This window comes from Agromyces sp. NPDC055520 (assembly GCF_053619715.1).
In genome coordinates, this window is sequence record NZ_JBSHJY010000003.1 from 40379 (window position 1) to 62100 (window position 21722).

At 70.4% G+C, this 21722-nt stretch carries 24 protein-coding genes and 1 pseudogene; 14 read left to right on the plus strand and 11 right to left on the minus strand.

Going from position 1 to position 21722, the window contains the following annotated elements:
• Positions 1-160: 160 nt before the first annotated feature.
• The 9 genes from ACWGST_RS02740 (at position 161) to ACWGST_RS02780 (ending at position 10042) form a co-directional block, all read left to right on the plus strand.
• Positions 161-1711, plus strand: coding sequence for an ABC transporter substrate-binding protein (locus ACWGST_RS02740; RefSeq protein ID WP_452045107.1), 1551 nt, complete (start codon positions 161-163; stop codon positions 1709-1711).
• Positions 1712-1811: 100 nt separating this feature from the next.
• Complete coding sequence (locus tag ACWGST_RS02745) at positions 1812-2756, plus strand: ABC transporter permease (RefSeq protein ID WP_452045108.1); 945 nt, start codon at positions 1812-1814, stop codon at positions 2754-2756.
• Positions 2753-3640, plus strand: coding sequence for an ABC transporter permease (locus tag ACWGST_RS02750; protein WP_452045109.1), 888 nt, complete (start codon positions 2753-2755; stop codon positions 3638-3640). Before ACWGST_RS02745 ends, ACWGST_RS02750 begins: the two co-directional genes overlap by 4 nt.
• On the plus strand, positions 3637-4545 hold the full coding sequence (murQ, locus tag ACWGST_RS02755) for an N-acetylmuramic acid 6-phosphate etherase (protein ID WP_452045110.1): 909 nt from the start codon (positions 3637-3639) through the stop codon (positions 4543-4545). The genes ACWGST_RS02750 and murQ overlap by 4 nt, the downstream gene beginning before the upstream one ends.
• Entirely contained in the window at positions 4542-5711 is a 1170-nt protein-coding gene (locus ACWGST_RS02760) for an anhydro-N-acetylmuramic acid kinase (protein WP_452045111.1), read from the plus strand. The genes murQ and ACWGST_RS02760 overlap by 4 nt, the downstream gene beginning before the upstream one ends.
• Positions 5712-5714: 3 nt before the next feature.
• Complete coding sequence (locus ACWGST_RS02765) at positions 5715-6218, plus strand: N-acetyltransferase family protein (RefSeq protein WP_452045112.1); 504 nt, start codon at positions 5715-5717, stop codon at positions 6216-6218.
• Entirely contained in the window at positions 6215-7309 is a 1095-nt protein-coding gene (locus ACWGST_RS02770) for a mandelate racemase/muconate lactonizing enzyme family protein (protein ID WP_452045113.1), read from the plus strand. Before ACWGST_RS02765 ends, ACWGST_RS02770 begins: the two co-directional genes overlap by 4 nt.
• Positions 7306-8403, plus strand: coding sequence for a serine hydrolase domain-containing protein (locus ACWGST_RS02775; protein WP_452045114.1), 1098 nt, complete (start codon positions 7306-7308; stop codon positions 8401-8403). Before ACWGST_RS02770 ends, ACWGST_RS02775 begins: the two co-directional genes overlap by 4 nt.
• 7 nt (positions 8404-8410) lie before the next feature.
• On the plus strand, positions 8411-10042 hold the full coding sequence (locus ACWGST_RS02780) for an ABC transporter ATP-binding protein (RefSeq protein WP_452045115.1): 1632 nt from the start codon (positions 8411-8413) through the stop codon (positions 10040-10042).
• 21 nt (positions 10043-10063) lie between these two features.
• Here ACWGST_RS02780 and ACWGST_RS02785 read toward each other — a convergent pair whose 3' ends face one another.
• Positions 10064-10669, minus strand: a complete 606-nt coding sequence (locus ACWGST_RS02785; RefSeq protein ID WP_452045116.1) for a hypothetical protein — start codon at positions 10667-10669, stop codon at positions 10064-10066.
• 126 nt (positions 10670-10795) lie between these two features.
• Here ACWGST_RS02785 and ACWGST_RS02790 point away from each other — a divergent pair, with 126 nt between their 5' ends.
• Both ACWGST_RS02790 and ACWGST_RS02795 read left to right on the plus strand, forming a co-directional pair.
• Entirely contained in the window at positions 10796-12190 is a 1395-nt protein-coding gene (locus ACWGST_RS02790) for an NAD(P)/FAD-dependent oxidoreductase (RefSeq protein WP_452045117.1), read from the plus strand.
• Between the two features lies 1 nt (position 12191).
• A complete protein-coding gene (locus ACWGST_RS02795; protein ID WP_452045118.1) occupies positions 12192-12560 on the plus strand; it encodes a cupin domain-containing protein in 369 nt (122 codons plus the stop codon).
• A gap of 54 nt (positions 12561-12614) precedes the next feature.
• Here the strand turns inward: ACWGST_RS02795 and ACWGST_RS02800 are convergent, their stop codons facing one another.
• The 5 genes from ACWGST_RS02800 to ACWGST_RS02820 form a co-directional block, all read right to left on the minus strand.
• Complete coding sequence (locus tag ACWGST_RS02800) at positions 12615-12971, minus strand: cupin domain-containing protein (RefSeq protein WP_452045119.1); 357 nt, start codon at positions 12969-12971, stop codon at positions 12615-12617.
• A gap of 131 nt (positions 12972-13102) precedes the next feature.
• On the minus strand, positions 13103-14059 hold the full coding sequence (locus ACWGST_RS02805; protein WP_452045120.1) for an alpha/beta fold hydrolase: 957 nt from the start codon (positions 14057-14059) through the stop codon (positions 13103-13105).
• A gap of 109 nt (positions 14060-14168) precedes the next feature.
• A complete protein-coding gene (locus tag ACWGST_RS02810) occupies positions 14169-14900 on the minus strand; it encodes an alpha/beta fold hydrolase (RefSeq protein WP_452045121.1) in 732 nt (243 codons plus the stop codon).
• Between the two features lie 71 nt (positions 14901-14971).
• On the minus strand, positions 14972-15937 hold the full coding sequence (locus tag ACWGST_RS02815; RefSeq protein ID WP_452045122.1) for an alpha/beta hydrolase: 966 nt from the start codon (positions 15935-15937) through the stop codon (positions 14972-14974).
• A 29-nt stretch (positions 15938-15966) separates the two neighbouring features.
• Entirely contained in the window at positions 15967-16683 is a 717-nt protein-coding gene (locus tag ACWGST_RS02820; protein WP_452045123.1) for a sigma-70 family RNA polymerase sigma factor, read from the minus strand.
• Between the two features lie 128 nt (positions 16684-16811).
• Between ACWGST_RS02820 and ACWGST_RS02825 the strand changes: the two genes are divergently transcribed.
• On the plus strand, positions 16812-17312 hold the full coding sequence (locus tag ACWGST_RS02825; protein WP_452045124.1) for a MarR family winged helix-turn-helix transcriptional regulator: 501 nt from the start codon (positions 16812-16814) through the stop codon (positions 17310-17312).
• A gap of 764 nt (positions 17313-18076) precedes the next feature.
• Here ACWGST_RS02825 and ACWGST_RS02830 read toward each other — a convergent pair.
• The 4 genes and pseudogenes from ACWGST_RS02830 to ACWGST_RS02845 all read right to left on the minus strand — a co-directional run.
• Positions 18077-18139 (minus strand): annotated as a pseudogene (locus ACWGST_RS02830) (hypothetical protein); the annotation flags it as partial.
• A gap of 6 nt (positions 18140-18145) precedes the next feature.
• Positions 18146-18916: an SDR family oxidoreductase gene (locus ACWGST_RS02835; RefSeq protein WP_452045125.1), complete on the minus strand. Its 771-nt coding sequence runs from the start codon at positions 18914-18916 to the stop codon at positions 18146-18148.
• A 138-nt stretch (positions 18917-19054) separates the two neighbouring features.
• On the minus strand, positions 19055-19420 hold the full coding sequence (locus tag ACWGST_RS02840) for a hypothetical protein (RefSeq protein ID WP_452045126.1): 366 nt from the start codon (positions 19418-19420) through the stop codon (positions 19055-19057).
• Entirely contained in the window at positions 19407-20288 is an 882-nt protein-coding gene (locus ACWGST_RS02845) for an RNA polymerase sigma-70 factor (protein ID WP_452045127.1), read from the minus strand. Before ACWGST_RS02845 ends, ACWGST_RS02840 begins: the two co-directional genes overlap by 14 nt.
• 314 nt (positions 20289-20602) lie before the next feature.
• Between ACWGST_RS02845 and ACWGST_RS02850 the strand changes: the two genes are divergently transcribed.
• Both ACWGST_RS02850 and ACWGST_RS02855 read left to right on the plus strand, forming a co-directional pair.
• Positions 20603-21055: a GNAT family N-acetyltransferase gene (locus ACWGST_RS02850; RefSeq protein WP_452045128.1), complete on the plus strand. Its 453-nt coding sequence runs from the start codon at positions 20603-20605 to the stop codon at positions 21053-21055.
• Positions 21033-21239, plus strand: a complete 207-nt coding sequence (locus tag ACWGST_RS02855; protein ID WP_452045129.1) for a hypothetical protein — start codon at positions 21033-21035, stop codon at positions 21237-21239. Before ACWGST_RS02850 ends, ACWGST_RS02855 begins: the two co-directional genes overlap by 23 nt.
• A gap of 7 nt (positions 21240-21246) precedes the next feature.
• Here ACWGST_RS02855 and ACWGST_RS02860 read toward each other — a convergent pair whose 3' ends face one another.
• Entirely contained in the window at positions 21247-21666 is a 420-nt protein-coding gene (locus ACWGST_RS02860; RefSeq protein WP_452045130.1) for an acyl-CoA thioesterase, read from the minus strand.
• Positions 21667-21722 lie beyond the last annotated feature (56 nt).

A 21722-nucleotide genomic window follows, 5' to 3' on the forward strand; every position in this document is an offset into this window, starting at 1 on the left:
CGGGGGGCGGTGCTGACAACACTAGAAGAAATTTTGTTACATGCCTAGCTGATGTGATGTACTTTTGTGACCTACTGAGATCATCGATGCTCTTCGAGCCGGCGCACACAGCGCAGTACCACCCGGACGAGGCAGCACCCTAGCCCTGAGGAGTTCCCCCATGAACGGAGGCAACCGCGGTGCACGCGGCGCCCTCGCAGCGGTCGGCCTGGCAGCGGCCGTCGCACTGACGATCACCGGCTGCAGCTCGGCGAAGCCGACGCCCACCGACGAGGCCGCCGCCGGCGGCACGCTCGTCGTCGGCGTCACGAGCGACCCCGACACGCTCTTCCCCTGGAAGGCCACGCAGTTCCAGGCCGTCAACGTGCTGCAGAACCTGTACGGCACGCTCACCGAGTTCGACGCCGACCTGAACGTCGTGCCCGGGCTCGCCGAGTCGTGGGAGGCGTCGGAAGACGGCCTCACCGTGACCTTCAAGCTCCGCGAGGGCGTCACCTTCGCCGACGGCTCCGCCTTCGACTCCGAAGACGTGAAGTTCTCGCTCGAGGCCATCCAGGCCGAGGCCACCGCGGCCGTCGCCCGCACCTCGCTCGCCTCCGTCGCGTCCGTCGAGGCGCCCGACGAGCAGACCGTCGTGCTCACGCTGAGCGCGCCCGACGCCGCTCTGCCGGCGAACCTCGCCGTCATCAACATGGCGATGCTCTCGTCGGACGACACCGAGGCCGAGCTGAACACCACGCCGAACGGCACCGGGCCGTTCGTGCTCGAAGACCGCAAGGCCAGCCAGTCGCTGACGCTCGCCAAGAACGACGCGTACTGGGGCGATGTCGCCGAGCTCGACACGGTCGAGTTCCGCGTCATCCCCGACGAGTCCTCGATCGTGTCGGCGATGCAGTCGGGCAACGTGCAGCTCGCCGTGTTCGACGACCCGCTCGTCGCGCAGACCGCCGAGAGCGGCACGGTCAGCGTGGAGAAGACTCCGCAGCTCAGCTACCACGCGCTGCAGCTGAACGCGCGCCGCGGCGACCTCGCCGACGTCAACGTGCGTCTCGCGATCCAATGCGCCGTCGACCGCCAGGAGGTGCTCGACACCGCAGCCCTCGGCGAGGGCGAGGTGACCGGCCCGATCACGTCGCCGGCCTACCGCTCGGACCCCGACGCCCGCCCCTGCCCCGAGCGCGACCTCGACCAGGCCGCGAAGTACCTCGACAAGGCCGGCAAGTCCGACGGCGTCACGATCAAGACGATCGTCTCGCAGGGCGAGTACGCGACGAGCGTCAACGAGGCGCAGAACCTCAAGGCCCAGCTCGCCGAGGCGAACATCACGCTCGAGCTCGAGGTGCTCGAGTCGGGTGCCTTCGTCGACCGCTGGATCGCCGCCGACTTCGATGCGGCCGTCGCCCTCAACGGCGGACGCCCCGACCCCGACGGCATGTACGGCCGCTACTTCACGAGCACGGGCAACCTGAACCAGGTCGCCGGCTACAGCTCGCCCGAGCTCGACGCGCTGTTCGCCGAGGGCAAGCAGAGCTCCGACGCCGATGAGCGCAAGGACATCTACGCGCAGATCTCGGAGAACCTCGAAGACAACGCCGCGTGGATCTGGCTCTTCACGAGCTACTCCTACACCGCAGCCGCGTCGGAGGTGCAGGGCTTCACGCCCATGGCCAACGGGTCGCTGCAGTACCTCCGCACCACGACGGTCAACTAAGACCCCGAACGGCGCGGCGCCTCACACATGCGCCGCGCCGTTCGGTTCGACTCCGCTCAACCCACGGAAGACCATGCTTCGACGACTCTTCAGGAACCCGGTGCTCCGGCGCATCCTCGCCGCACTGGCGACGCTGCTCGGCGTTGCGGTGTTCGTCTTCATCATGTTGCGGGCGATCCCCGGCAACCAGATCACGGCCGGCCTCGGCACAGAGGCCGCCGCCCTCACGCCCGCTCAGCAGCAACAGCTCGAGGCGTACTACGGCCTCGACCAGCCGCTCATCGTGCAGTTCTTCAGCTGGCTCGGCAACATCTTCACCGGCAACCTCGGCTTCTCGGCCCGGGCGCAGCAGAGCGTGCTCGAACTGACGGCGCAGTCGCTGCCGGTCACCATCGAGCTCGCGATCTTCTCGATCGTGCTCGCGCTGCTCATCGGCATCCCGCTCGGCATGCTGTCGGCCTCGAAGCCCGACTCGCCCCGCGACGCCTTCGGGCAGGTCGTCGGCCTCGCCGGCCTCTCGATCCCCGCTTTCCTGCTCGCGACGACGCTGCTCGCAGTGCTCGCGTCCAGCTTCGGGTTCAACCCGAACGGTCAGGGCTACGCCTACTTCCTCGACGACCCGTGGCTGAACCTGCAGCAGATGCTGCTGCCGTCGATCGTGCTCGGCTTCGGCATCGCCGCCCCGATCATGCGCACGACCCGCACCGCCGTGCTCGAGATCCGCTCGAACGACTTCATCCGCACGGCGAGGGCCAAGGGTGTGCCGCCCCGCCGGCTTCAGGCGAAGCACGTGCTCGGCAACGCGCTCGTGCCGATCGTCACGATGACCGGCCTGCAGTTCGGCTACCTGCTCGGCGGCGCCGTGGTGGTCGAGCAGATCTTCTCGCTGCCGGGCATCGGCCGTCAGGTGCTGCTCGGCATCCAGCAGAAGGAGTACGCGCTCGTGCAGAGCACGGTGCTGATCATCGCGCTCTCGTTCGTGATCGTGAACCTGCTCACCGATGTGCTCTACCGCATGATCGACCCGAGGGTGCGTGCCGCATGACCGACATCACCCAGACCGCGACCCTCGCTCCCGGCGGCGGGCGCACCATGGAGCGCGTGCGTCTGCTCCTCCGCAGCCGGAGCGGCCTCGTCGGCCTCATCATCGTCATCGCGCTGGGCGTGCTCAGTCTGCTCTCGGCGTTCGGCCTGCTGCCCTACGACCCGATCGTGCAGGACCCGCCCGCCCGCCTGCAGCCGCCGTCGGCGGAACACTGGTTCGGCACCGACCAGTTCGGCCGTGACGTGTTCTCCCGCGTCGCCGCGGGCGTGGCCAACTCGGCGCTCATCTCGCTCGTCGCGGTGGCATTCGCCGCGCTCGTCGGCACGTTCTGCGGTCTCGTCGCGGGGTTCTACCGCGGCGTCTCCGACGGAGTGATCTCGGGTGTGACGAACGTGCTGTTCGCGTTCCCGCCGCTGCTGCTCGCGCTCGCTCTCGCCTCGGTGTTCGACCGCAACTGGTTCACGATCGCCGTGGCCATCGCGATCGTGTACGTGCCGATCTTCATCCGCGTGACGCGCGGGCCGGTGCTCTCGCTCCGCGAGATCGAGTACGTGAAGGCGGCGACGAGCACGGGGCAGAGCCGCTCGATGGTGATGTTCCGGCACGTGCTGCCCAACATCACCTCGATCATCATCGTGCAGGTCACGCTGTCGCTCTCGTGGGCAGTGCTCACCGAGGCCTCGCTCAGCTTCCTCGGCCTCGGCACCCCTCCGCCGGCCCCGTCGCTCGGCTCCATGATCTTCGAGGCGCGCACGCTCATCGGCATCGCACCGTGGACCATGATCGCGCCCGGCGCGGTCGTCGTCCTCCTCGTCGTCGGACTGAACCTGCTCGGAGACGGCCTGCGCGACGCACTCGACCCCAGAAACAGAGGAAAGAAATGACGCTCGACGACGACCTGTCGAACCTCGCCACCGAGGCGAGCAACCCGCGCTACGCGGAGCTCGACCGCATGAGCGTCGCTGAGATCGCCGCCGCCATGAACGAAGCGGACGCCACGGTTCCCGGCGCCGTCAATCGCGCACTGCCGCAGATCGTTCCGGCGATCGCGGCGGCGAGCGAGCGGATGTCGCGTGGCGGGCGCCTCGTCTACGTCGGCGCCGGCACGCCCGGCCGCATCGCCGTGGTCGACGCCTCGGAGTGCCCGCCGACGTTCAGCACGCCGCCCGAGCTCGTCTTCGCCATCATGGCGGGCGGGGCCTCGGCGATCGTCACCCCGACCGAGGGTGCCGAAGACGACGCCGATGCCGGCGCGGCCGCGATCGACGCGGCGAACATCGGGCCGCTCGACACCGTGATCGGCATCGCGTCGAGCGGCCGCACGCCGTACGTGATCGCGGCGATCGAGCGTGCTCGCGGGCGCGGCGCCCTCACGGTCGGCCTCTCGTGCAACGTCGACACGGCGCTGAGCGCTGCCGCGGAGTTCCCCATCGAGGTGGCGGTCGGCCCCGAGGTGCTCACGGGCTCGACACGCTTGAAGGCCGGCACGGCCCAGAAGCTCGTGCTCAACATGTTCTCGACGATCGTGATGGTGCAGCAGGGCAAGACCTACGGCAGCTTCATGGTCGACCTGAAGCCGACCAACCACAAGCTCCGCGACCGCGCGGTGCGAATGGTGGCCGAGATCGCCGGGGTGACGCGCGAGCAGGCGGTGGCAACGCTCGAGGGCAACGGCTACGACGTGAAGACGGCCGTGCTCGTGCTCGCCCGCGGTGTGTCGCAGGCCGAGGCCGAGTCGCGCCTGGCGGCGGCCGGCGGCCGACTCCGACCCGCGATGGAAGGTGCATGATGCGCGTTCTCGGCATGATCTCGGGCACCTCGCACGACGGCATCGACGTCGCCGTCGTCGAGTTCACCGAACAGGGCGGCGCGCTCTCGGGCCGGGTGCTCCACGACGCCACGACCTCCTACGCGCCGGCCCTGCGCGAGCGGCTCATCGCCGCCCTGCCTCCGGCGCCGACGACGCTCGCCGAGATCTGCGAGCTCGACACGCTCATCGGTCAGGCGTTCGCCGATGCGGCGCTCGCTGCACGCGACGCGGTGGGCGGAGTCGACGCGGTCGCCTCGCACGGCCAGACCGTGTACCACTGGGTCGACGGTGCGCACGCGCTCGGCACCCTCCAGATCGGCCAGCCCGCGTGGATCGCCGAGCTGCTCGGTGTGCCGGTGGTCTCCGATGTGCGCATCCGCGACATCGTCGCCGGCGGTCACGGCGCCCCGCTCGTCTCGTTCCTCGACGAGTTGCTGCTCCGCGGCCGCACGGGCGTCTCGGCAGCGCTGAACCTCGGCGGCATCTCGAACATGACCGTCGTCGGCGAGAGCTCGCTCGTCGCGTACGACATCGGTCCGGCGAACGCGCTCGTCGACGCCGTCGTCGTCGACGAGGGCCTGAACGACCTCGGCTACGACGACGACGCGCGCATCGCATCGGGCGGCACCGTCGACGAAGAGCTCCTCGCGCTGCTCCTCGCCGACCCGTACTACGCCCTGACGGCGCCGAAGAGCACGGGCAAGGAGCACTTCCACCTCGCCTACGTGCGTGCTGCCGAGGCGCGCCTCGGTCGCTCGCTCGAGGTCGCAGACCTCGTGCGAACGCTAACCGAGCTCACGGTGCAGACCGTCGCCCGCGATGTGCGGGCTGTCGGCATCGGCTTCCTCGCGGTCTCGGGTGGTGGATGCCGCAATCCGCTGATCCTCGGCGGGCTCCGCGCAGCACTGCCCGAGGTCGAGGTCGTGCTCGCCGACGAGCTCGGCGCCCCGGCCGACAGCAAAGAGGCCATCGCCTTCGCGCTCATCGGCTGGTGCACCATGCACGGCGTCCCGTCGACGGTGCCCGGCGGCACGGGGGCACGCGCTCCGCGCATCCTCGGCACCATCACGCCCGGCGACGGCCCGCTCGTGCTGCCGAAGCCGGTCGACGCCCTGCGCTCGCTCGTGCTCGAGGCGGGGCGCTGAACCGTGACTGCGACGCTTCGACCCGCGACGAGCGATGACCACGGCGCGATCGTCGCCGTCTTCCTCGCCTGCTGGCGCGAGAGCTACGTCGGCGTGCTGCCGGCCGCCGCGATCGAGGCGATGACCGATGCGCGGGCGCAGTCGCTCTGGCGTCGGGTGTTGGCCTCGACCGAGGGCACGGTGCTCGTCGCCGAGCATGACGGCCGGGTGCTGGGCGTCACCCGCTTCGCACCCGGGCAGCAGGGCGAAGACGGTGCGGTGCATTCGCTCTACGTCTCGCCCGACGCCCGCGGTCTCGGCCTCGGCACGCGCCTGCTCGACGCCGCGTACGAGTCGCTGAGCGACGGCGGCGCGGAGTCGGTCGCACTCTGGGTCTTCGCGGCGAACGCCCCGTCGATCGCGTTCTACGAGAGCCGCGGCTGGCTGCCCGACGGGGGAGCGCGCACGCAGGCCGAGTTCGGCGAGCCCGAGCTGCGCCTCCGTCGTGGTGGGCGGGGTGCGGCATGACGAGGCTCGCGGAACTCCGGGTGCACCGGGTGCCGAGTCCGCTCGTGCGTCCGTTCGTCACGGCGATCCGTCGTGCCGACGAGATCGACGTGATGCTCGTCGAGGCCGTCGACAGCGACGGGCGCAGCGGTTGGGGCGAGGCGCCCACGAGCTGGCGCGTGACCGGGGAGAGCCCCGAGAGCGTGCGGGCGGCGGTCGCCGGACCGATCGCCGAGGCGGTGCTCGGTGTGCAGATCGCCGATCGTGAGCAGTGGGCCGCGGCGATCGCGACCGCGGTCGTCGGCAACAGCTCGGCGAGGAGCGCCGTCGAGTGCGCGCTGACCGACCTGGCCGCCCAGATCGCCGGATGCCGCGTCGCCGACCTTCTCGGCGCAGCACCCCGCGCCGCCCAGGTCCAGACCGACATGACGCTCTCCGCGGGGTCCGTCGACGATCTCGTGGCGCGAGCCCGGGGCCACATCGACGACGGGTTCGGCTGCATCAAGGTCAAGGCGTCGGCGGGCGAACCCGTCGTGCCGGCGCTCGCAGCACTCCGCGCCGAACTCGGCCCGGCGGTCGCGCTGCGCGTCGACGCCAACCAGGCGTGGACGCCCGACGACGCGATCCGGATCATCCGCGATGCGGAGGACGCCGGGGTCGGTCTCGAACTCGTCGAGCAGCCTGTGGCCGCGGGCGACCTCGACGGCCTCGCCGCCGTGACGGCCGCCGTCGACACCCCGATCCTCGCCGACGAGTCGGTCTGGACGACCCTCGACCTCCGTCGCATCGTGCGTCGCCGCGCGGCGGACCTCGTCAACATCAAGCTCGCGAAGACGGGCGGCCCCGCCGAGGCGCTCCGCCTCGCCGCCGAAGCGCGGGCGGCGGGCGTCGAGGTGCTCGTCGGCTGCATGATGGAGAGCGCCGTCGGCGTCGCCTCCGCCGCGTCGCTCGCCGCCGCGATCCGCCCCGATGCCGTGCACGACCTCGACGCGGGCCTGTGGCTTCGCACCTCCCCGGTCGGCGGCGGACTCGCGTACTCCGCCGATCGTGCCGTGCTGTCGGATGCCCCGGGGCTCGGCATCCTCGGCCTCGCCGGGCGGGTGGCGGCATGAGCGCGCCCGAGATCCTCCAGGCCGCGGCCGCGGCGATGATCGCGCCGACCGCAGGGGCACCCGCCGGCTGCGTGCTCGGCGTGGACATCGACGGCGCGCGGCACGTGGCGACAGCAGGACTCGCCGCGCCGGAGCTTCCGGCGCCCGTGCCGATGCGCCGTGGCACCCTGCACGACCTCGCATCGGTCAGCAAGGCCGTCGGAACGACGACCGCGCTGCACCGCCTCGCCTCGGCGGGCGCGCTCGACTTCGACGACCTCGTCACGAGGTTCGTGCCGAGTTTCGGCGGCGACGCCGAGACGAGCATCCGCGACCTCCTGCTGCATCGCGCCGGCCTCTGGGAATGGCAGCCGCTCTACCTCCCACCGGGTGACGATCCCTTCGCGACGATCGAAGCGCTCCCGCTCCGGTACGCCCCGCGCAGCGAGCGCCACTACTCCGACCTCGGGTTCATGCACCTCGGCCGCGTCGTCGAGGTCGCCGCCGCACTCCCGCTCGATGATGCGGTTCGCGATCTCGTGGCGAGACCGCTCGGCCTCCGCTCGCTGGGCTACGGGCCGGTCGAAGGCGATGCGGCGACGAGTTCGCGAGGAGACGAGGCCGAACGGCGCATGGTCGCCACGGGGCATCCGTACCCCGTCTCATGGGGCGATGCGGGCTTCGCCTGGCGTACCGGCCCCGTCAACGGCGAGGCCAACGACGGCAACTGCTTCCACGCCTTCGGCGGCGTCGCCGGTCACGCGGGGCTCTTCGGCTCCATCGACGACGTGCTCGACGTCGCTGCGGCGCTCAGCCGGGCCGACGAGCGGCCCGAGCTCTGGACCCCCGAGGTCACGGCGGATGTCGTGGCGGCCGGCCCCGACGCCGAGCAGGCGCTCGGCTGGCGGCGCCGCGAACTCATCGTGCAGGGCGAGCGGATGCCGCTCGTCTGGCACCCCGGATTCACTGGCTGCGCCGTGGGCTTCGTGCCCGGGCGCGGCATCGCCGTGGCCTTCGCGAGCAATCGCCTGCTCGCCGCCGAGCCACGGCCCACCGACCTCCACTGGCAGCGCGTGCTCGATGCGCTCGCCTCGATTCTCAGCACACAGGAGTGAACGCGACATGACCACGAACGAACCGGTGCTCCGCATCAGCGGCCTCTCGGTCGCCTTCCGCTCGGGCGGGGAGCTCATCACCGCCGTGAACGACGTCTCGATCGACGTCGCCGCCGGCGAGACCGTCGCCATCGTGGGCGAGTCGGGCTCGGGCAAGTCGACGACCGCTGCCGCGATCAACCGGCTGCTGCCCGAGAACGGCGTCATCACGGCGGGCAGCATCCGCTTCGAGGGCCGCGAGATCACCGAGCTCGGCGAGAACGAGCTCGTGAAGCTCCGTGGCGCGGGCATCGGCCTCGTGCCGCAGGACCCGATGTCGAACCTCAACCCGCTCATGCGGGTCGGCGAGCAGATCGGCGAGGCGCTCGAGGTGCACGGCTACGGCACCGGCGAGGCCGTGCGCGCCCGCGTGGTCGAGCTGCTCGAACTCGTCGGCATCCCCGAACCCGAGCAGCGCTCGCGGCAGTACCCGCACGAGTTCTCGGGCGGCATGCGCCAGCGCGCCCTCATCGCCATGGGCCTCGCGTGCCGGCCGCGACTGCTCATCGCCGACGAGCCGACCTCGGCCCTCGACGTCACGGTGCAGCGCCGCATCCTCGACCAGCTCGACCAACTGACCGGCGAGATGGGCACCGCGGTGTTCCTCATCACCCACGACCTGGCGCTCGCCGCCGAGCGCGCCGACCGCATCGTCGTGATGTTCCGCGGCAGCATCGTCGAGACCGGCACCTCGCAGGAGGTGCTCGCGAACCCGCAGCACGAGTACACGAAGCAGCTCCTCGCCGCGGCCCCGAGCCTCGCCTCGCGCCGCGAACCGCTGCCGATCCGCAGCGGCGACGTCGACGCGCGCCCGCTCGTCGAGGTGACCGACCTCCGCAAGGAATTCCACCTGCGTTCGCCGAAGGCGGGGGAGCCCACGACGTTCACCGCCGTCGACGGCGTGAGCTTCACGATCCCGCGCGGCAAGACGGTCTCGATCGTGGGGGAGTCGGGGTCGGGCAAGTCCACGACGGCCAACCTCGTGCTCGGGCTCGAGCAGATCACCTCTGGGCGCATCGCCTTCGACGGCACCGACCTCACCGCCCTGAAGCGCCGCGAGCTCTTCGCGTTCCGTCGCCGGGTGCAGCCCGTGTTCCAGAACCCGTACGCCTCGCTCGACCCGCGCTACACGGTCGAGGAGTCGATCGCCGAGCCGTTGAAGGTGCACCGCATCGGCAACGCGGCCGACCGCCGCAAGCGCGTGGCCGAGCTGCTCGAGCAGGTCGCGCTGCCGGTCGCGATGTCTTCGCGCCTGCCGCACGAGCTCTCGGGCGGCCAGCGCCAGCGCGTCGCGATCGCCCGAGCCCTCGCGCTCGAGCCCGAGCTCGTCGTGCTCGACGAGGCCGTGTCGGCGCTCGACGTGCTTGTGCAGGCGCAGATCCTCGAGCTGCTCGCGGGGCTGCAGTCCCGCCTCGGCCTCAGCTACCTGTTCATCAGCCACGACCTCGCGGTCGTGCGCATGATCTCCGACGAGGTGCACGTCATGCAGTGCGGCCGCATCGTCGAGAGCGGCACGCCCGAGCAGATCTTCGACGACCCGCAGGACCCGTACACGCAGGAGCTGCTGGCGGCGATCCCGGGGGCGGCACTCGCGTCCTGAGCCGTAAGGCGCTCCGTTCGCCTATGCCCTGCCGTCGAACACGAGCCCGCGCAGCAGCACCTCGAGCGAAGCCTGCACGCGCGCATCCGTCCACGACTCCGGGTCTTCGACGGCCTTGACCTCGTAGCCGCGGCAGTAGAGGTAGAGGATGTCGGCGATGTGCGCGGCCGTCTCGAGGTCGACGGATGCCCCGTCGCGCTCGACGTGCTCGGCACCGGCGAGGAACTTCTCGTACGTGGCATCCGTCACCCCGCGCACGACCCGGTAGGCGCGTTCGTTGGCGCCGTGCACGTCGGCGATGACCTCGATCCAGAGGCTGCGCAGCACGTTCTCCTCGGGGGAGGAGGTGCACATCCACCGGGCGAGGGCGGCGAGGCGCTCGACACCCACGAGCTCGCCGAGGTGTTCATGGCGTTCGACGTCCCACTGGGCGCGGGCATGGTCGAGGGCGTTGGCCATGAGAAGCGCGCGCGAGGGCACGAAGTTCGTGATGTACGCGGTCGAGCGGCCGAGGCGTTCGGCGACGGCGCGCAGGGTCACGGCTCGCGTACCGCGCTCGCGGGCGACCTCGACGGTCGCGCGAGCGATGTCGGCGAGGCGTTCATCGGTGTCGACGTCGATCGGCACGGTGCCCTCCCTCTCTCGGTTGGTGCTCGGTTGACAGCATGCCAGTTGCGCCGGTACGTTTCAAAACACTGTTTTAGTACGAGCGGATGTCTCATGGCCGCCGACAATCGATGGAGAGGATCACGCATGACCGCGAACGGCACCGCGACCGGCACCGCGAACGGCGGCGTCTCGTTCTGGCTGCAGCAGCTCGGGCTGCCCGCCCCGCGCCCGGCACTGCCCGGCGATCTCGACGTCGATGTCGCGATCGTCGGCGCCGGCTACACCGGCCTCTGGGCGGCGTACTACCTGAAGCGCGACCAGCCAGACCTGCGCGTCGCCGTGCTCGAGCGGCGCTTCGCCGGCTACGGAGCATCGGGCCGCAACGGCGGCTGGCTCACCAACTCCGTCACCGGCGGCCGCGAGCAGTACGTGAAGACGCACGGCCGCGACGCCGCGATCGCCCAGCAGCTCGCGCTCAACGCGACGGTCGACGAGGTCATCGCCGTCGCGGCCGCCGAGGGCATCGACGCCGACCTCCACAAGGGCGGCGAGCTCGTCGTCGCCTACACGCCGGCGCAGCTCGCCCGGCTGAAGACCACGGTCGCCGCCGAGCAGTCGTGGCCGGCGACCGACGTCGAACTCCTCGACGCGACGCAGGCGGCCGCACGCGTGAACGTGGCCGGCACGCTCGGGGGGCTCTGGCACCCGCATTGCGCACGCCTGCACCCGGCGAAGCTCGCCCTCGGCCTCGCCGCAGCGGTCGAGCGCCTCGGCGTGACGATCTACGAGGGCACCACGGTCACCGAGATCCGCCCCGGTGAAGCGCGCACCGACCACGGCACGGTGCGCGCCGCCCACGTGCTGCGTGCCACCGAGGGCTTCACGCCGGACCTGCGCGGCGAGCACCGCACCTGGCTGCCGATGAACTCGTCGCTCATCGTGACCGAGCCGCTCGCGGCATCCGTCTGGAATGAAATCGGATGGAACGATCGAGAGACGCTCGGCGACATGGCCCACGTCTACATGTACGCGCAGCGCACCGCCGACGATCGCATCGCGTTCGGCGGCCGCGGTGTGCCCTACCGCTACGGCTCGCGCGTCGATCAAGACGGCCGCACCCAGCAGGCCACGATCGAGAGCCTCGGCGCGCTGCTGGCGCGCTTCTTCCCGGCAGCAGCGGATGCCTCGATCGATCACGCCTGGTCGGGGGTGCTCGGCGTGCCCCGTGACTGGGCCGCGACCGTCGGCCACGACCGCGCCACCGGACTCGGCTGGGCCGGCGGCTACGTCGGCACCGGCGTGACCGCGACGAACCTCGCCGGCCGCACCCTGCGCGACCTCGTGCTCGACCGCGACACCGAGCTCACCCGGCTGCCCTGGGTCGGCCACCGCGCGCGCAAGTGGGAGATCGAGCCGTTGCGCTGGCTCGCGGTGCAGGCGATCTACGGGGCGTACCACGCCGCCGACCGCACCGAGTTGCGCGGCCGGGCGACCACGTCGCCGATCGCCCGCGTCGCCGACCTCGTCGCGGGCCGCTGACGTGGCAGGGGAGCACCGGACCGTCGCGGGGCTCGGCCCGCTCGAGCGCGACCTCGGCGAGCGCTCGCCGAAGCCGACCGCCCTTACCGAGGGTGTTTTCGAGGCCTCCGATTCGCTCTGGAGCCGCGACGGCCTCGACGCCGGTTACTGGGAGTGCACGCCCGGCCGCTTCACGGCGACCCGAGACGGCTACACCGAGATCTGCCAGATCCTCTCGGGGCGTGTGACGATCGAGGTCGAGGCGCAGGAGCCCGTCACGCTCGGTGCGGGCGACACCCTCGTCATGCCGAGCGGATGGCGCGGGGTCTGGGTCGTGCTCGAGACCGTGCGCAAGCTCTACGTGATCGTCGATGACGCGCCTGCAGCGTAGGTCGCGGGCGAGCCGCCTTCGATCGGTGCCGTCGAGTTCGGATCGTGCTTCGCGCTATTCGCGACCGCCATTCCGAGCGATGCTCGGCGACGGGACGAACTGGATCTCTTCGCTCGGCGGCGACACGATCCAGTAGAGCTCGGCTCGCTCGGAGGCCTGGTTCGAGATGCGGTGCGGCATCGAGCTCTGGAACTCGATGCTGTCGCCCGCGCTCATCGAGAAGTACTGCTTGCCGAGCTGCAGCAGCACGGTGCCGACGACGACGATGAGCACTTCGAACGAATCGCCGTGCGTGTACGGGTGTTCGCCGGTCGAACCACCCACCGCGAACTCACCGCCGTAGATCTCCATCGGCGAGTCGGGTCGTTGCGTCACGAGCGTCTTGCGGTATCCCGATTGGTCGTCGAGCACCGGCGACTGAAGGCGACTCGCACTACCCGCGGGCCTCGTCTCGCACGAGGGCGGCACCCTCGAGTTCGTCGAGTCGCCCGCGTCGCCGACCTCGTCGCCGGGCGCCGCTGCGCCGTCTGTGATCGTCGACGCTATACCGATCGGCGCTCGAGCAACTCGCTTCGTGTTCGGCGGTGCAGGTCGGAGACCTCGACGACCGCTGCGGCGAACGCGGTGGGCGCCTCCTGCGGGAGGTTGTGCCCGGCGTGCGGCACGTGGTGATGCTCACGCGGCGCTGTGAAGTGGGCGGCGCTCGCCGAGGCATCCGTCGCCGGGAAGTTGCCGTCGGCGAGCCCGTCGAGCGTGACGGCCGGCACGGCGATGGGCGGCAGGGCCGCGAGCATCCCCTCGAGACGCCGGTAGTCGGGGGCGCCGTCGACGTGGTTCAGGCGGTGGCGGTACGAGTGGATGACGATGTCGACGTAGTCGGGGTTCTCGAACGCCTCGCTCGCCCGGTCGAGCATGGCGTCGTCGAACGCCCAGTCGGGGGAGTTGCGGCGCCAGATGACCTCGGCGATGCCGCGCCGGTTCGCCTCGAGGCCTGCCCTGCCGCGTTCGGTGAGGAAGTAGTAGAAGTACCAGAGGCCGGCTTCGAGGTCGGGGCGCAGCGGATGCATCGACGACCGGATGTCCTGAACGAGGTAGCTGTTCACCGAGACGATGCCCGACACCCGCTCGGGCCAGAGCGCGGCGGCCACGCACGCGGCGCGCCCGCCCCAGTCGAACCCCGCGAGGATCGCGCGGTCGATGCCGAGCGCATCCATGAGGTCGATGACGTCGCGACCGAGCGCGGCCTGCTGGCCTGAGCGGGGCGTCGCGGCGTCGAGGAAGCGAGTGGCGCCGTGCCCGCGGAGGGAGGGCACGATGACGCGGAACCCGGCCTCGGCCAGCAGCGGAGCGACGTCGACGTAGCTGTGGATGTCGTAAGGGAACCCGTGCAGCAGGAGCACGGGCGGGCCGTCGGCGGGGCCGGTCTCGAAGTACGAGACGTCGAGCACGCCCGCGGCGATCTGCTGCAGCGGCTCGAGCCGCTGGGGAGTGTCGTTCATGGCGGGGCTCACCTTCGTGGTCGTGATGCGGATGCGTGGTCGTGATGCGGATGCGAGAGGGCGGCGCCCCGGCCGGAGCCGACGACGCCGCCGCTCATCGTTCGTGTCGTTATGCGGCGACCGCTGCGACCCCGGCGACCGCTTCGAGCACGGATGCCACGACCTCGCCGGGCTGGGACACGCTCAGCGCGTGCGAGGTGCCGGCCAGCGCGCGGGCCCCGCGGGCCTTCGTCAGCTCGACCTGGAACCGCTGCAGCTCGGCGGGGATGTTGAGGTCGTCTTCGCCGTACACGAACCACGACGGGTGCTGCGTCCAGGCCGGGGCATCCGTCGGCAGGGGCTCGGAGAGGGCTGCCTCGGTGACCGGTCGCTGGGTCGCGGCCATCAGCGCCGCCGTCTCGGCGGGCACGTCGGCGGCGAACTGGTGGTGGAACACGTCGGTGCGGATGACGAGTTCGTTGCCGCCGGTCGAGACCGGGTAGCCGGCGAGCGCGTCGCCGAGCGTGCTGCCCGGGAACTTGACCGAGAGCGACAGGGCGCTGTCACCGGTGCCGGGCGCGAACGCGCCGACGTAGACGAGCGCGAGCACGGCGTCGTTGTTCGACGCGGCCTCGGTGATCACCATGCCGCCGTAGGAGTGCGCGACGAGCACGACGGGCCGGCCGAGGCCGGCGATGACGTCGCGCACGTAGGCGGCGTCGATGGTGAGGCTGCGCAGCGGGTTGGCTACCGCGACGGTGTCGTACCCCTGCGCCTGGAGGCCCTCGATGACGCCGTTCCAGCTCGCCGACTCGGCGAAGGCGCCGTGCACGAGCACGATGGTGGGCTTCTGATCAGTCATGATTCCTGCTTCTTTCGTTGGATGAATCGGTGTTCGGATGAATCGGTGTTCGGATGAATCGATCGGGTGGTTCAGTTCGCGAGCGCCGGAACGCGCGCGAACGCCGTGCGCAGCACATGGATCGCCTGCTCGATCGCCGCGGTGGCGGCGGCGCTCTCGCGCACCGGGTTCAGCATCATGAAGTCGTGGACGATGCCGTTGTAGCGCACGCTCGTGGTTCGCACGCCCGCCGCCGTGAGCTTGCGCGCGTACGCCTCGCCCTCGTCGCGGAGCACGTCGTTCTCGTCGACGATCACGAACGCCTCGGGAAGGCCCGAGAGGTCTTCGAGGGTCGCGCGGAGCGGTGACGCGGTGATCTCGGCGCGCTTGGCCCGATCGGGCAAGTAGGCGTCCCAGAACCAGGCCATGGCCTTCGCCGTGAGGTACGGACCATCGGCGAACTCCCGATAGCTGTCGGTGTCCTGCGCGGCATCCGTCACCGGGTAGTAGAGCGACTGGTGCACGAACGTGACGTCGCCGCGCTGCTTCGCGAGGATCGTCAGCGCGGCGGTCATGTCTCCGCCGACGGAGTCGCCGGCGACGGCGAGGCGCGAGGCGTCGAGCCCCTCGTCGGAGCCGTGCTGCGTGATCCACTGCGCGGTCGCGTAGGCCTGTTCGATCGCCACGGGGTAGTGCGCCTCGGGGGAGCGGTCGTACTCGACGAACACGACGGCCGCCTCGACGCCCGTGGCGAGCTCGCGCACGAGCCGGTCGTGCGTGCCGGCGTTGCCGAGGATCCAGCCGCCGCCGTGCACGTACAGAATCGCGGGCAGCGGGCCGGATGCGCCGAGCGGCTTCACGATGCGCACCCGCACGTCGCCCACAGCTGCGGCGACGGTGATCCACTGCTCATCCACTTCCGGCTTGTCGATCGGTGCGGCCTGGATGTCGTCGAGCACCTTTCGGGCGCCGTCGGGGCCGAGCTGGTACAGGAACGGCGGCGTCGACGTGGCATCCGCGATGCCCTGTGCCGACGTCTCGAGAACGTGCTGAGTCATGGTGACTCCCTTCGGTCGTGATTCGTTCGTCACCGGTGAGTCGGAGACGACGGTGCATTCGGGCCTGCAAGCGAAGACAGCGCAGGTGCCGTCGTTGTGACATCGGCCGAGCGGATGTCGCGGCGACGCCGTGCCCGGAAGAGGCCTTCGAGCGTGGCGACGTCGCCCGACATCGAGGCCGCGCGGAACGCGGCCACGAGCCGGCGGCGCTCGGCGTCGTTCGCGGCGGCGCGCTCGGCCCCGGTGAGGTGGTGGCGGGCACGGCTCACGAGTTGGCGCGCGGTGGGTTCGGTGGCGCGCACGATGTCGGCGATGCGCCCGTACGAGTAGCCGAACGCCTCCCTCAGCACGTATGCGGCGCGCTCTCTCGGCGTGAGTCGCTCGACCAGGATCGTCATCGCCGCCTCGACCGCCTCGGAGCGCTCGGCGCCGAGCTCGGGATCGGTGGTCTCGTCGACGGGAGCCGCCATCGACGGATCGAGCGCGGTGTCGCGTCTCGCGTGCGCCGAATGGATCTCGTTGATGGCGAGGTGTTCGGTCGTCGCGGCGAGGTAGGCCTCCGGGCGTCGCACGCTCGCGCGATCGGACGTCTGCCATCGGATCCACACCTCTTGCACCACGTCTTCGGCGCCCGGGGCGTTGCCGACGATGCGGTAGGCGATGCCGAACAGGCGCTGGCGCACCGCGAGGAAGTCGGCCACCGCCTGATCGAGCGGGGCTGTCGTAGCTGTCTCTGATGGGTTCATCGTCACGTCTCCTCGCGGCCGTTCGTGACTTCCAGTGTGCGATTACCTCGTGCACAAGTCAATAGTGCAAGAGAAATTAAGTACACGTGAAAATCGAGCGAGTGGAAATTGCCTGCTAGGATTCATGTATGAACAGTCGAGCGATCGAGCCCGTCACCGACGACGTGACGCACCTCAACGACATGGTGTGCTTCAACCTCTACGCGGCGTCGCGTGCGGTCTCGGCGGCCTACCGCCCGCTGCTCGAGCCGCTCGACGTGACCTACCCCCAGTACCTGGTGCTCGCGACCCTGTGGGAGTACGGCGACCTCTCGGTGGGTGAGCTCTCGCAGCGCCTGCAGCTCGAGTACGGCACGATGACCCCGCTGCTCAAGCGCATGGAGGCGCGCGGGCTCGTGAGTCGCACCCGCAGCGCGCGCGACGAACGCACGGTGGTCGTGGCACTCGCGGCCGACGGCGAGGCGCTGCGTGTGCACGCGCCGGGCATCTACGCGGCGATCTGCGAGATCTTCGGGTTCACGACCGAGCGGGCGATCGACGCGCTCGCCGTACTGAGGTCGGTCACCGACCACGCCAACCGTGCGGCCGGGGCCGGCAAGAGGCCGGGGCCGGGCTCAGCGCCGGTCTGACGCCGCGGGCCGGCGTCGACCGCACGACTGGTCGCCCGTCCCGCGTCAGGAGACCCCTTCGAGGTCGACGTTGGGCCGGCCGCCCGCTGCGAGCCACTCCTCGTACCGGTCGGCGCGATCGTCGCGTCCGGCCCGGGCAGCAGCTCGCGCTCGTCGAGATCGGTGCCGAAGTACCGGGCGAGCGGGTCGACCTTCACGTCGCGCAGGTCGTTGCGAGCGCGCAGCTGACGACGAACGAGCTCTTCGAGTCGGAACCGCTCGGGCCCGGCGAACTCGACGACCCGGTTCACGGGTGCGCCGACGGCGGTCGTGGCCACCGCGGCGGCGACGTCGTCGGCCGCCATCGGCTGGAAGAGCGCTCGCGAGAGCCGCACGACGTTCCGGCTGGTTCCGGCATCGGCGATGTTCGCGATGAACTCGAAGAACTGGGTGGCGTGCACGATCGAGTACGGACGACCCGACTGCACGATGAGACGCTCCTGCGCAGCCTTCGCCGCGAAGTACCCGCCCTCGGTGCGAGCGAGTCGATCGGTGCCGACGACCGAGAGCGCCACGTGGTGCGGCACCCCCGCCGCGGCGCCGTAGGTGAGCAGGTTGAGGGTCGAGCCGTAGAAGAACTCGTTCGCCCCGGCCTCGTCGAGGTAGTCCGAGTTCGAGACGTCGACGAGCGCCTCCGCACCGGCGAGGGCCTCCGCGAGCCCCTCGCCGGTGTAGGAGTTGACGCCCGTCGCGCGTGATGCGACGACCACATCGTGGCCTTCGGCCTGCAGCCGTGCCACGAGTCGTGTGCCGATGAGGCCGGTGCCGCCGATGACCGAGATGCGCATGGCGGGCTACTTCGCCGAGGCGGCCGGCGCCGACTGGGCGGCGAGCCAGTCTGCGAACGTCGTCGTCGACAACTGCGCATCGGGGCTCAGCGGCACGAGTTCGGTGCCGGTGAGCTTCGTGCCGAAGTACAGCGCTTCGGGGTCGCCGATGACGGTGCGGGGGTCGCCCTTCGCCGCCAGCCCGGTGCGAACGAACTCGTCCTGGCCGAGGCGCTCCGGCCCGCCGATCTCGAGGGTGCCGTTGATCGGGTCACCGGCGGCGACACGGGCGACGGCGGCCGAGACATCCGCTGCCGCGATCGGCTGCATGAGGCCGGTGCTGAGACGCACGGTGCCGTCGACCGTCGCCGCGTCGGCGATGCTTCCGGCGAACTCGTAGAACTGGGTCGCGCGAACGATCGAGTACGGCAGGCCCGACCCCTCGATGAGCTGCTCCTGGGCGACCTTCGCGCGCAGGTACCCGCTGTCGGGCAGGAGTTCCGCGCCGACGATGGAGAGCGCGACGTGGTGGGTGACACCGGCCTCGCGCTCGGTGGCGAGCAGGTTCGTGGTCGAGGTCGTGAAGAACGCGAGCACGTCGTCGTCGGCGAACGACGGCGAGTTCGAGACATCCACCACGACGTTCGCGCCGACGAGCACCTCGGCGAGCCCTTCGCCGGTGATGGTGTTCACGCCCGAGTTCGGCGAGGCGGCGACGGCCTCGTGGCCGTGCTCGGCGAGATGCTCGACGACCCTGGAGCCGATGAGGCCGGTGCCTCCGATGACGACGATCTTCATGACTGGTGCCTTCCGTCGGGGCCGCGGTGATTCCGCTGCCGTCATGAAGCTCAGACCGGGTCACGGCCCGTTCTGTGACGGTCTGGCGAAACTCTGTGACGGTCTGGCGAAACTCGTCAGTCGGTCTGGCGAAACTCGTCAGTCGGTCTCGGGGCGCCGGCGATTCCAGCGGGCGAGCTTCAGGGGTGCGGTCGAGAGCCACAGCGTCTCGATCGACGCCGTGCCGTCGAGGCTGAGCACGCCGACCACCTCGCCGTTCAGGCGGTGGAGCGCGAGCCCGGGCCGGCCGTTCACGTGCACCGTCTGCAACGAGGCATCCGGATGCCTCGCCAATTGCCCATGGAGTGCGCTGATGACGGGTGCGCGCCCGAGCACTTCGCCGCCGCTCTCGTCGCCGGAGTCGACGATCAGGCACACGTCGCGGTGCAGTGCGCTCGCCAGCGCGAACTCATCACCCTGGTCGAGTGCGGCGAGCAGGCGAGCGGCGAGGTCATGACGCCGCACGGGAGGTCACGGCGCCGAGCTTGTCGGGGTTCATCATCCAGAGCACCTGGTCGATGCCCTCCGGGCCGGAGATCACGGTGATCACCGCGACCGTCGTGCCCTCCTTCGAGAGCAGCACCGAGGGCTGGCCGTTGGTCTCGGCATCGGTGATCTGCACGCCGTTCCAGAAGTGGGTGTGGAAGGCGCGCACGAACTTCGCAACCCGCACGCGACCGACCACCGGGAACTTCGAGGCGCGCACACGCCCGCCGCCGTCGGTGTACGACACGACGTCTTCGGCGAACAGGCGCTCGAGCTCGACGAGGTCGCCGGTCTTCGCGGCGGCCAGAAACGCGGTGAGCAGTCGGCGCTGCTCTGATCGCGGCACCTCGCGCCGGCGCTCGCCGTTGAGGTGCTTGCGTGCGCGGCTGACGAGCTGGCGGGCGGCGGGTTCTGACACCTGCACGATCTCGCAGATCTGGTCGTACGGGTAGGCGAACGCCTCATGCAGCACATACGCGGCGCGCTCGGTCGGGGTGAGCCGCTCGAGCATGACGAGCACCGCGAAGCCGAGCGCCTCAGCGCGCTCGGCGCCGAGCGTCGGGTCGGCGCTCGTGTCGACCGGTTCGGGAAGCCATGGGCCGATGTAGGTCTCGCGACGTGCCCGTGCCGACTGCAGGGCATTGATCGCGAGACGGGTCGTGGCCGTGGCGAGAAAGGCCGGCGGGTCGTGCACGACCGAGCGGTCGGTGCCCTGCCAGCGCAACCACACGTCCTGCACGATGTCTTCGGCCTCGCCGGCGCTGCCCAGCATCCGGTAGGCGATGCCGAAGAGACGCCCGCGCACACCCTGGAAGACGGCGACCGCGTCGTCGAGGTTCGCATCCATGTCGTTCTCCCGTCGGTCGGCGGAGCGGAGCGCAGTCGTCTCCGTCAACTGTGACCGGACGCCCCTCACGATTGTGACCGTGTTCGAGGAATTCGTTCCGAATCCTCCGGCACCGGTTGTCCTCCGGCATCGGTTGTCACAACCTCGGCGCGTATCCGGTCTTCGCTCATGACAGGCTCGGTCGAGTCGTGAGGTAAGAGCGGGAGTACTGGGTTTCAGGCGGCCTCCCCGGGTTGCGCCAAGCAGACCACGACTGGACCCGCCCGTCGCCGAGCCGTCCTGTCACGAGCAGCACGATCAGAAGGAGGGGCGCGATGAGCGCAGGAGATGGGTTCACGGCGGTCGAGTATCTCGATTCGGCCGGATATCCCGACGGCGCGGGCTTTCTCGACGAGGGCACCGTGGCGCTCGTCGACGAGGTGACGATGGCCGCCGTTCGAGAGGTCGATCGACCGTCGACCGACGCCGAACTCGACATCGAGGTGCACCGCATCGACGACGAGCACGTCTACTCGGCCACGATCGGCGGGCGCGAGCTGGCGAGCCTCCGCTACGACGAGGTCGACGACCGCACCGTGGTGCTCACGATGACGGTGCTCCCCGAGTTCCGAGGCCGCGGCATCGCCGACGAACTCATCGCGAACGCACTCGACGACATCCGCGATCACGGACGGCGCGTCACCGTGCGCTGCCCGGTGGTCGCCGCGTTCATGGCCGGCAACCCACAGTTCTCTGATCTGCTCGATGAGGGGCGGCCGTACACTTGAGCCCGCCGGCTCCGCGGTTCAGGATGCCTCGAGCCGCGCGCGCAGGTGGGAGGTCGAGCCGTTGCGCTGGCTCGCGGTGCAGGCGATCTACGGGGCGTACCATGCCGCCGACCGCGCCGAGCTGCGCGGTCGGGCGACCACGGCGCCGATCGCCCGCGTCGCCGACCTCGTCGCCGGGCGCTGACCGAGCGTCACTCCGCGGGTTCGAAGAAGAGCGCCCGGTGCTCGTCGGGCCAGTCGGTCGCCCTGCGCGTCTGCGCGTCGACGTGGGCCACGATCATCAGGCATGTCGAGACCGTCGTGCCCGCGGCATCCGTCATCGTGCACTCGATCATCGCGTCGGGCCCCTGGAATTCGCGCACGAACGAGGTGATCGTGACCTGCTGGTCGGCGCTCACCGGTCGGTGGAAATCGATCTCCATGCGCCGCACCCAGGTCATGAAGCCCAGCGTTCCGAGCGTCGGCAGCGTCCAGCCGGCGTACCGCGCGAGACCTTCCATGCGGTGATCGGTGAAGTACCTGGCGTAGTTCCCGGTGCTCACGTGCTGGAACGGATCGAGCTCCGAGAAGGCGATGCGGTGCGTGGTCTCGTAGACGACGGGCGTGCTCATCATCGGTTCCTCGGGTGTCGGTCTGGCTCGTCACGGCACACGCTACGCCGATGCGG

Bases quoted from the DNA above. Each gene is read 5' to 3' on its own strand.
- ACWGST_RS02790 (WP_452045117.1), top strand. From the start codon at position 10,796: ATGACCGCGAACGGCACCGCGACCGGCACCGCGAACGGCGGCGTCTCG.
- ACWGST_RS02860 (WP_452045130.1), bottom strand. From the start codon at position 21,666: ATGAGCACGCCCGTCGTCTACGAGACCACGCACCGCATCGCCTTCTCG.
- ACWGST_RS02850 (WP_452045128.1), top strand. From the start codon at position 20,603: ATGAGCGCAGGAGATGGGTTCACGGCGGTCGAGTATCTCGATTCGGCC.
- ACWGST_RS02750 (WP_452045109.1), top strand. From the start codon at position 2,753: ATGACCGACATCACCCAGACCGCGACCCTCGCTCCCGGCGGCGGGCGC.
- ACWGST_RS02845 (WP_452045127.1), bottom strand. From the start codon at position 20,288: ATGGATGCGAACCTCGACGACGCGGTCGCCGTCTTCCAGGGTGTGCGC.
- ACWGST_RS02740 (WP_452045107.1), top strand. From the start codon at position 161: ATGAACGGAGGCAACCGCGGTGCACGCGGCGCCCTCGCAGCGGTCGGC.
- ACWGST_RS02855 (WP_452045129.1), top strand. From the start codon at position 21,033: ATGAGGGGCGGCCGTACACTTGAGCCCGCCGGCTCCGCGGTTCAGGAT.
- ACWGST_RS02825 (WP_452045124.1), top strand. From the start codon at position 16,812: ATGAACAGTCGAGCGATCGAGCCCGTCACCGACGACGTGACGCACCTC.
- ACWGST_RS02810 (WP_452045121.1), bottom strand. From the start codon at position 14,900: ATGACTGATCAGAAGCCCACCATCGTGCTCGTGCACGGCGCCTTCGCC.
- ACWGST_RS02820 (WP_452045123.1), bottom strand. From the start codon at position 16,683: ATGAACCCATCAGAGACAGCTACGACAGCCCCGCTCGATCAGGCGGTG.
- murQ (WP_452045110.1), top strand. From the start codon at position 3,637: ATGACGCTCGACGACGACCTGTCGAACCTCGCCACCGAGGCGAGCAAC.
- ACWGST_RS02775 (WP_452045114.1), top strand. From the start codon at position 7,306: ATGAGCGCGCCCGAGATCCTCCAGGCCGCGGCCGCGGCGATGATCGCG.
- ACWGST_RS02760 (WP_452045111.1), top strand. From the start codon at position 4,542: ATGATGCGCGTTCTCGGCATGATCTCGGGCACCTCGCACGACGGCATC.
- ACWGST_RS02770 (WP_452045113.1), top strand. From the start codon at position 6,215: ATGACGAGGCTCGCGGAACTCCGGGTGCACCGGGTGCCGAGTCCGCTC.
- ACWGST_RS02835 (WP_452045125.1), bottom strand. From the start codon at position 18,916: ATGAAGATCGTCGTCATCGGAGGCACCGGCCTCATCGGCTCCAGGGTC.
- ACWGST_RS02780 (WP_452045115.1), top strand. From the start codon at position 8,411: ATGACCACGAACGAACCGGTGCTCCGCATCAGCGGCCTCTCGGTCGCC.
- ACWGST_RS02815 (WP_452045122.1), bottom strand. From the start codon at position 15,937: ATGACTCAGCACGTTCTCGAGACGTCGGCACAGGGCATCGCGGATGCC.
- ACWGST_RS02805 (WP_452045120.1), bottom strand. From the start codon at position 14,059: ATGAACGACACTCCCCAGCGGCTCGAGCCGCTGCAGCAGATCGCCGCG.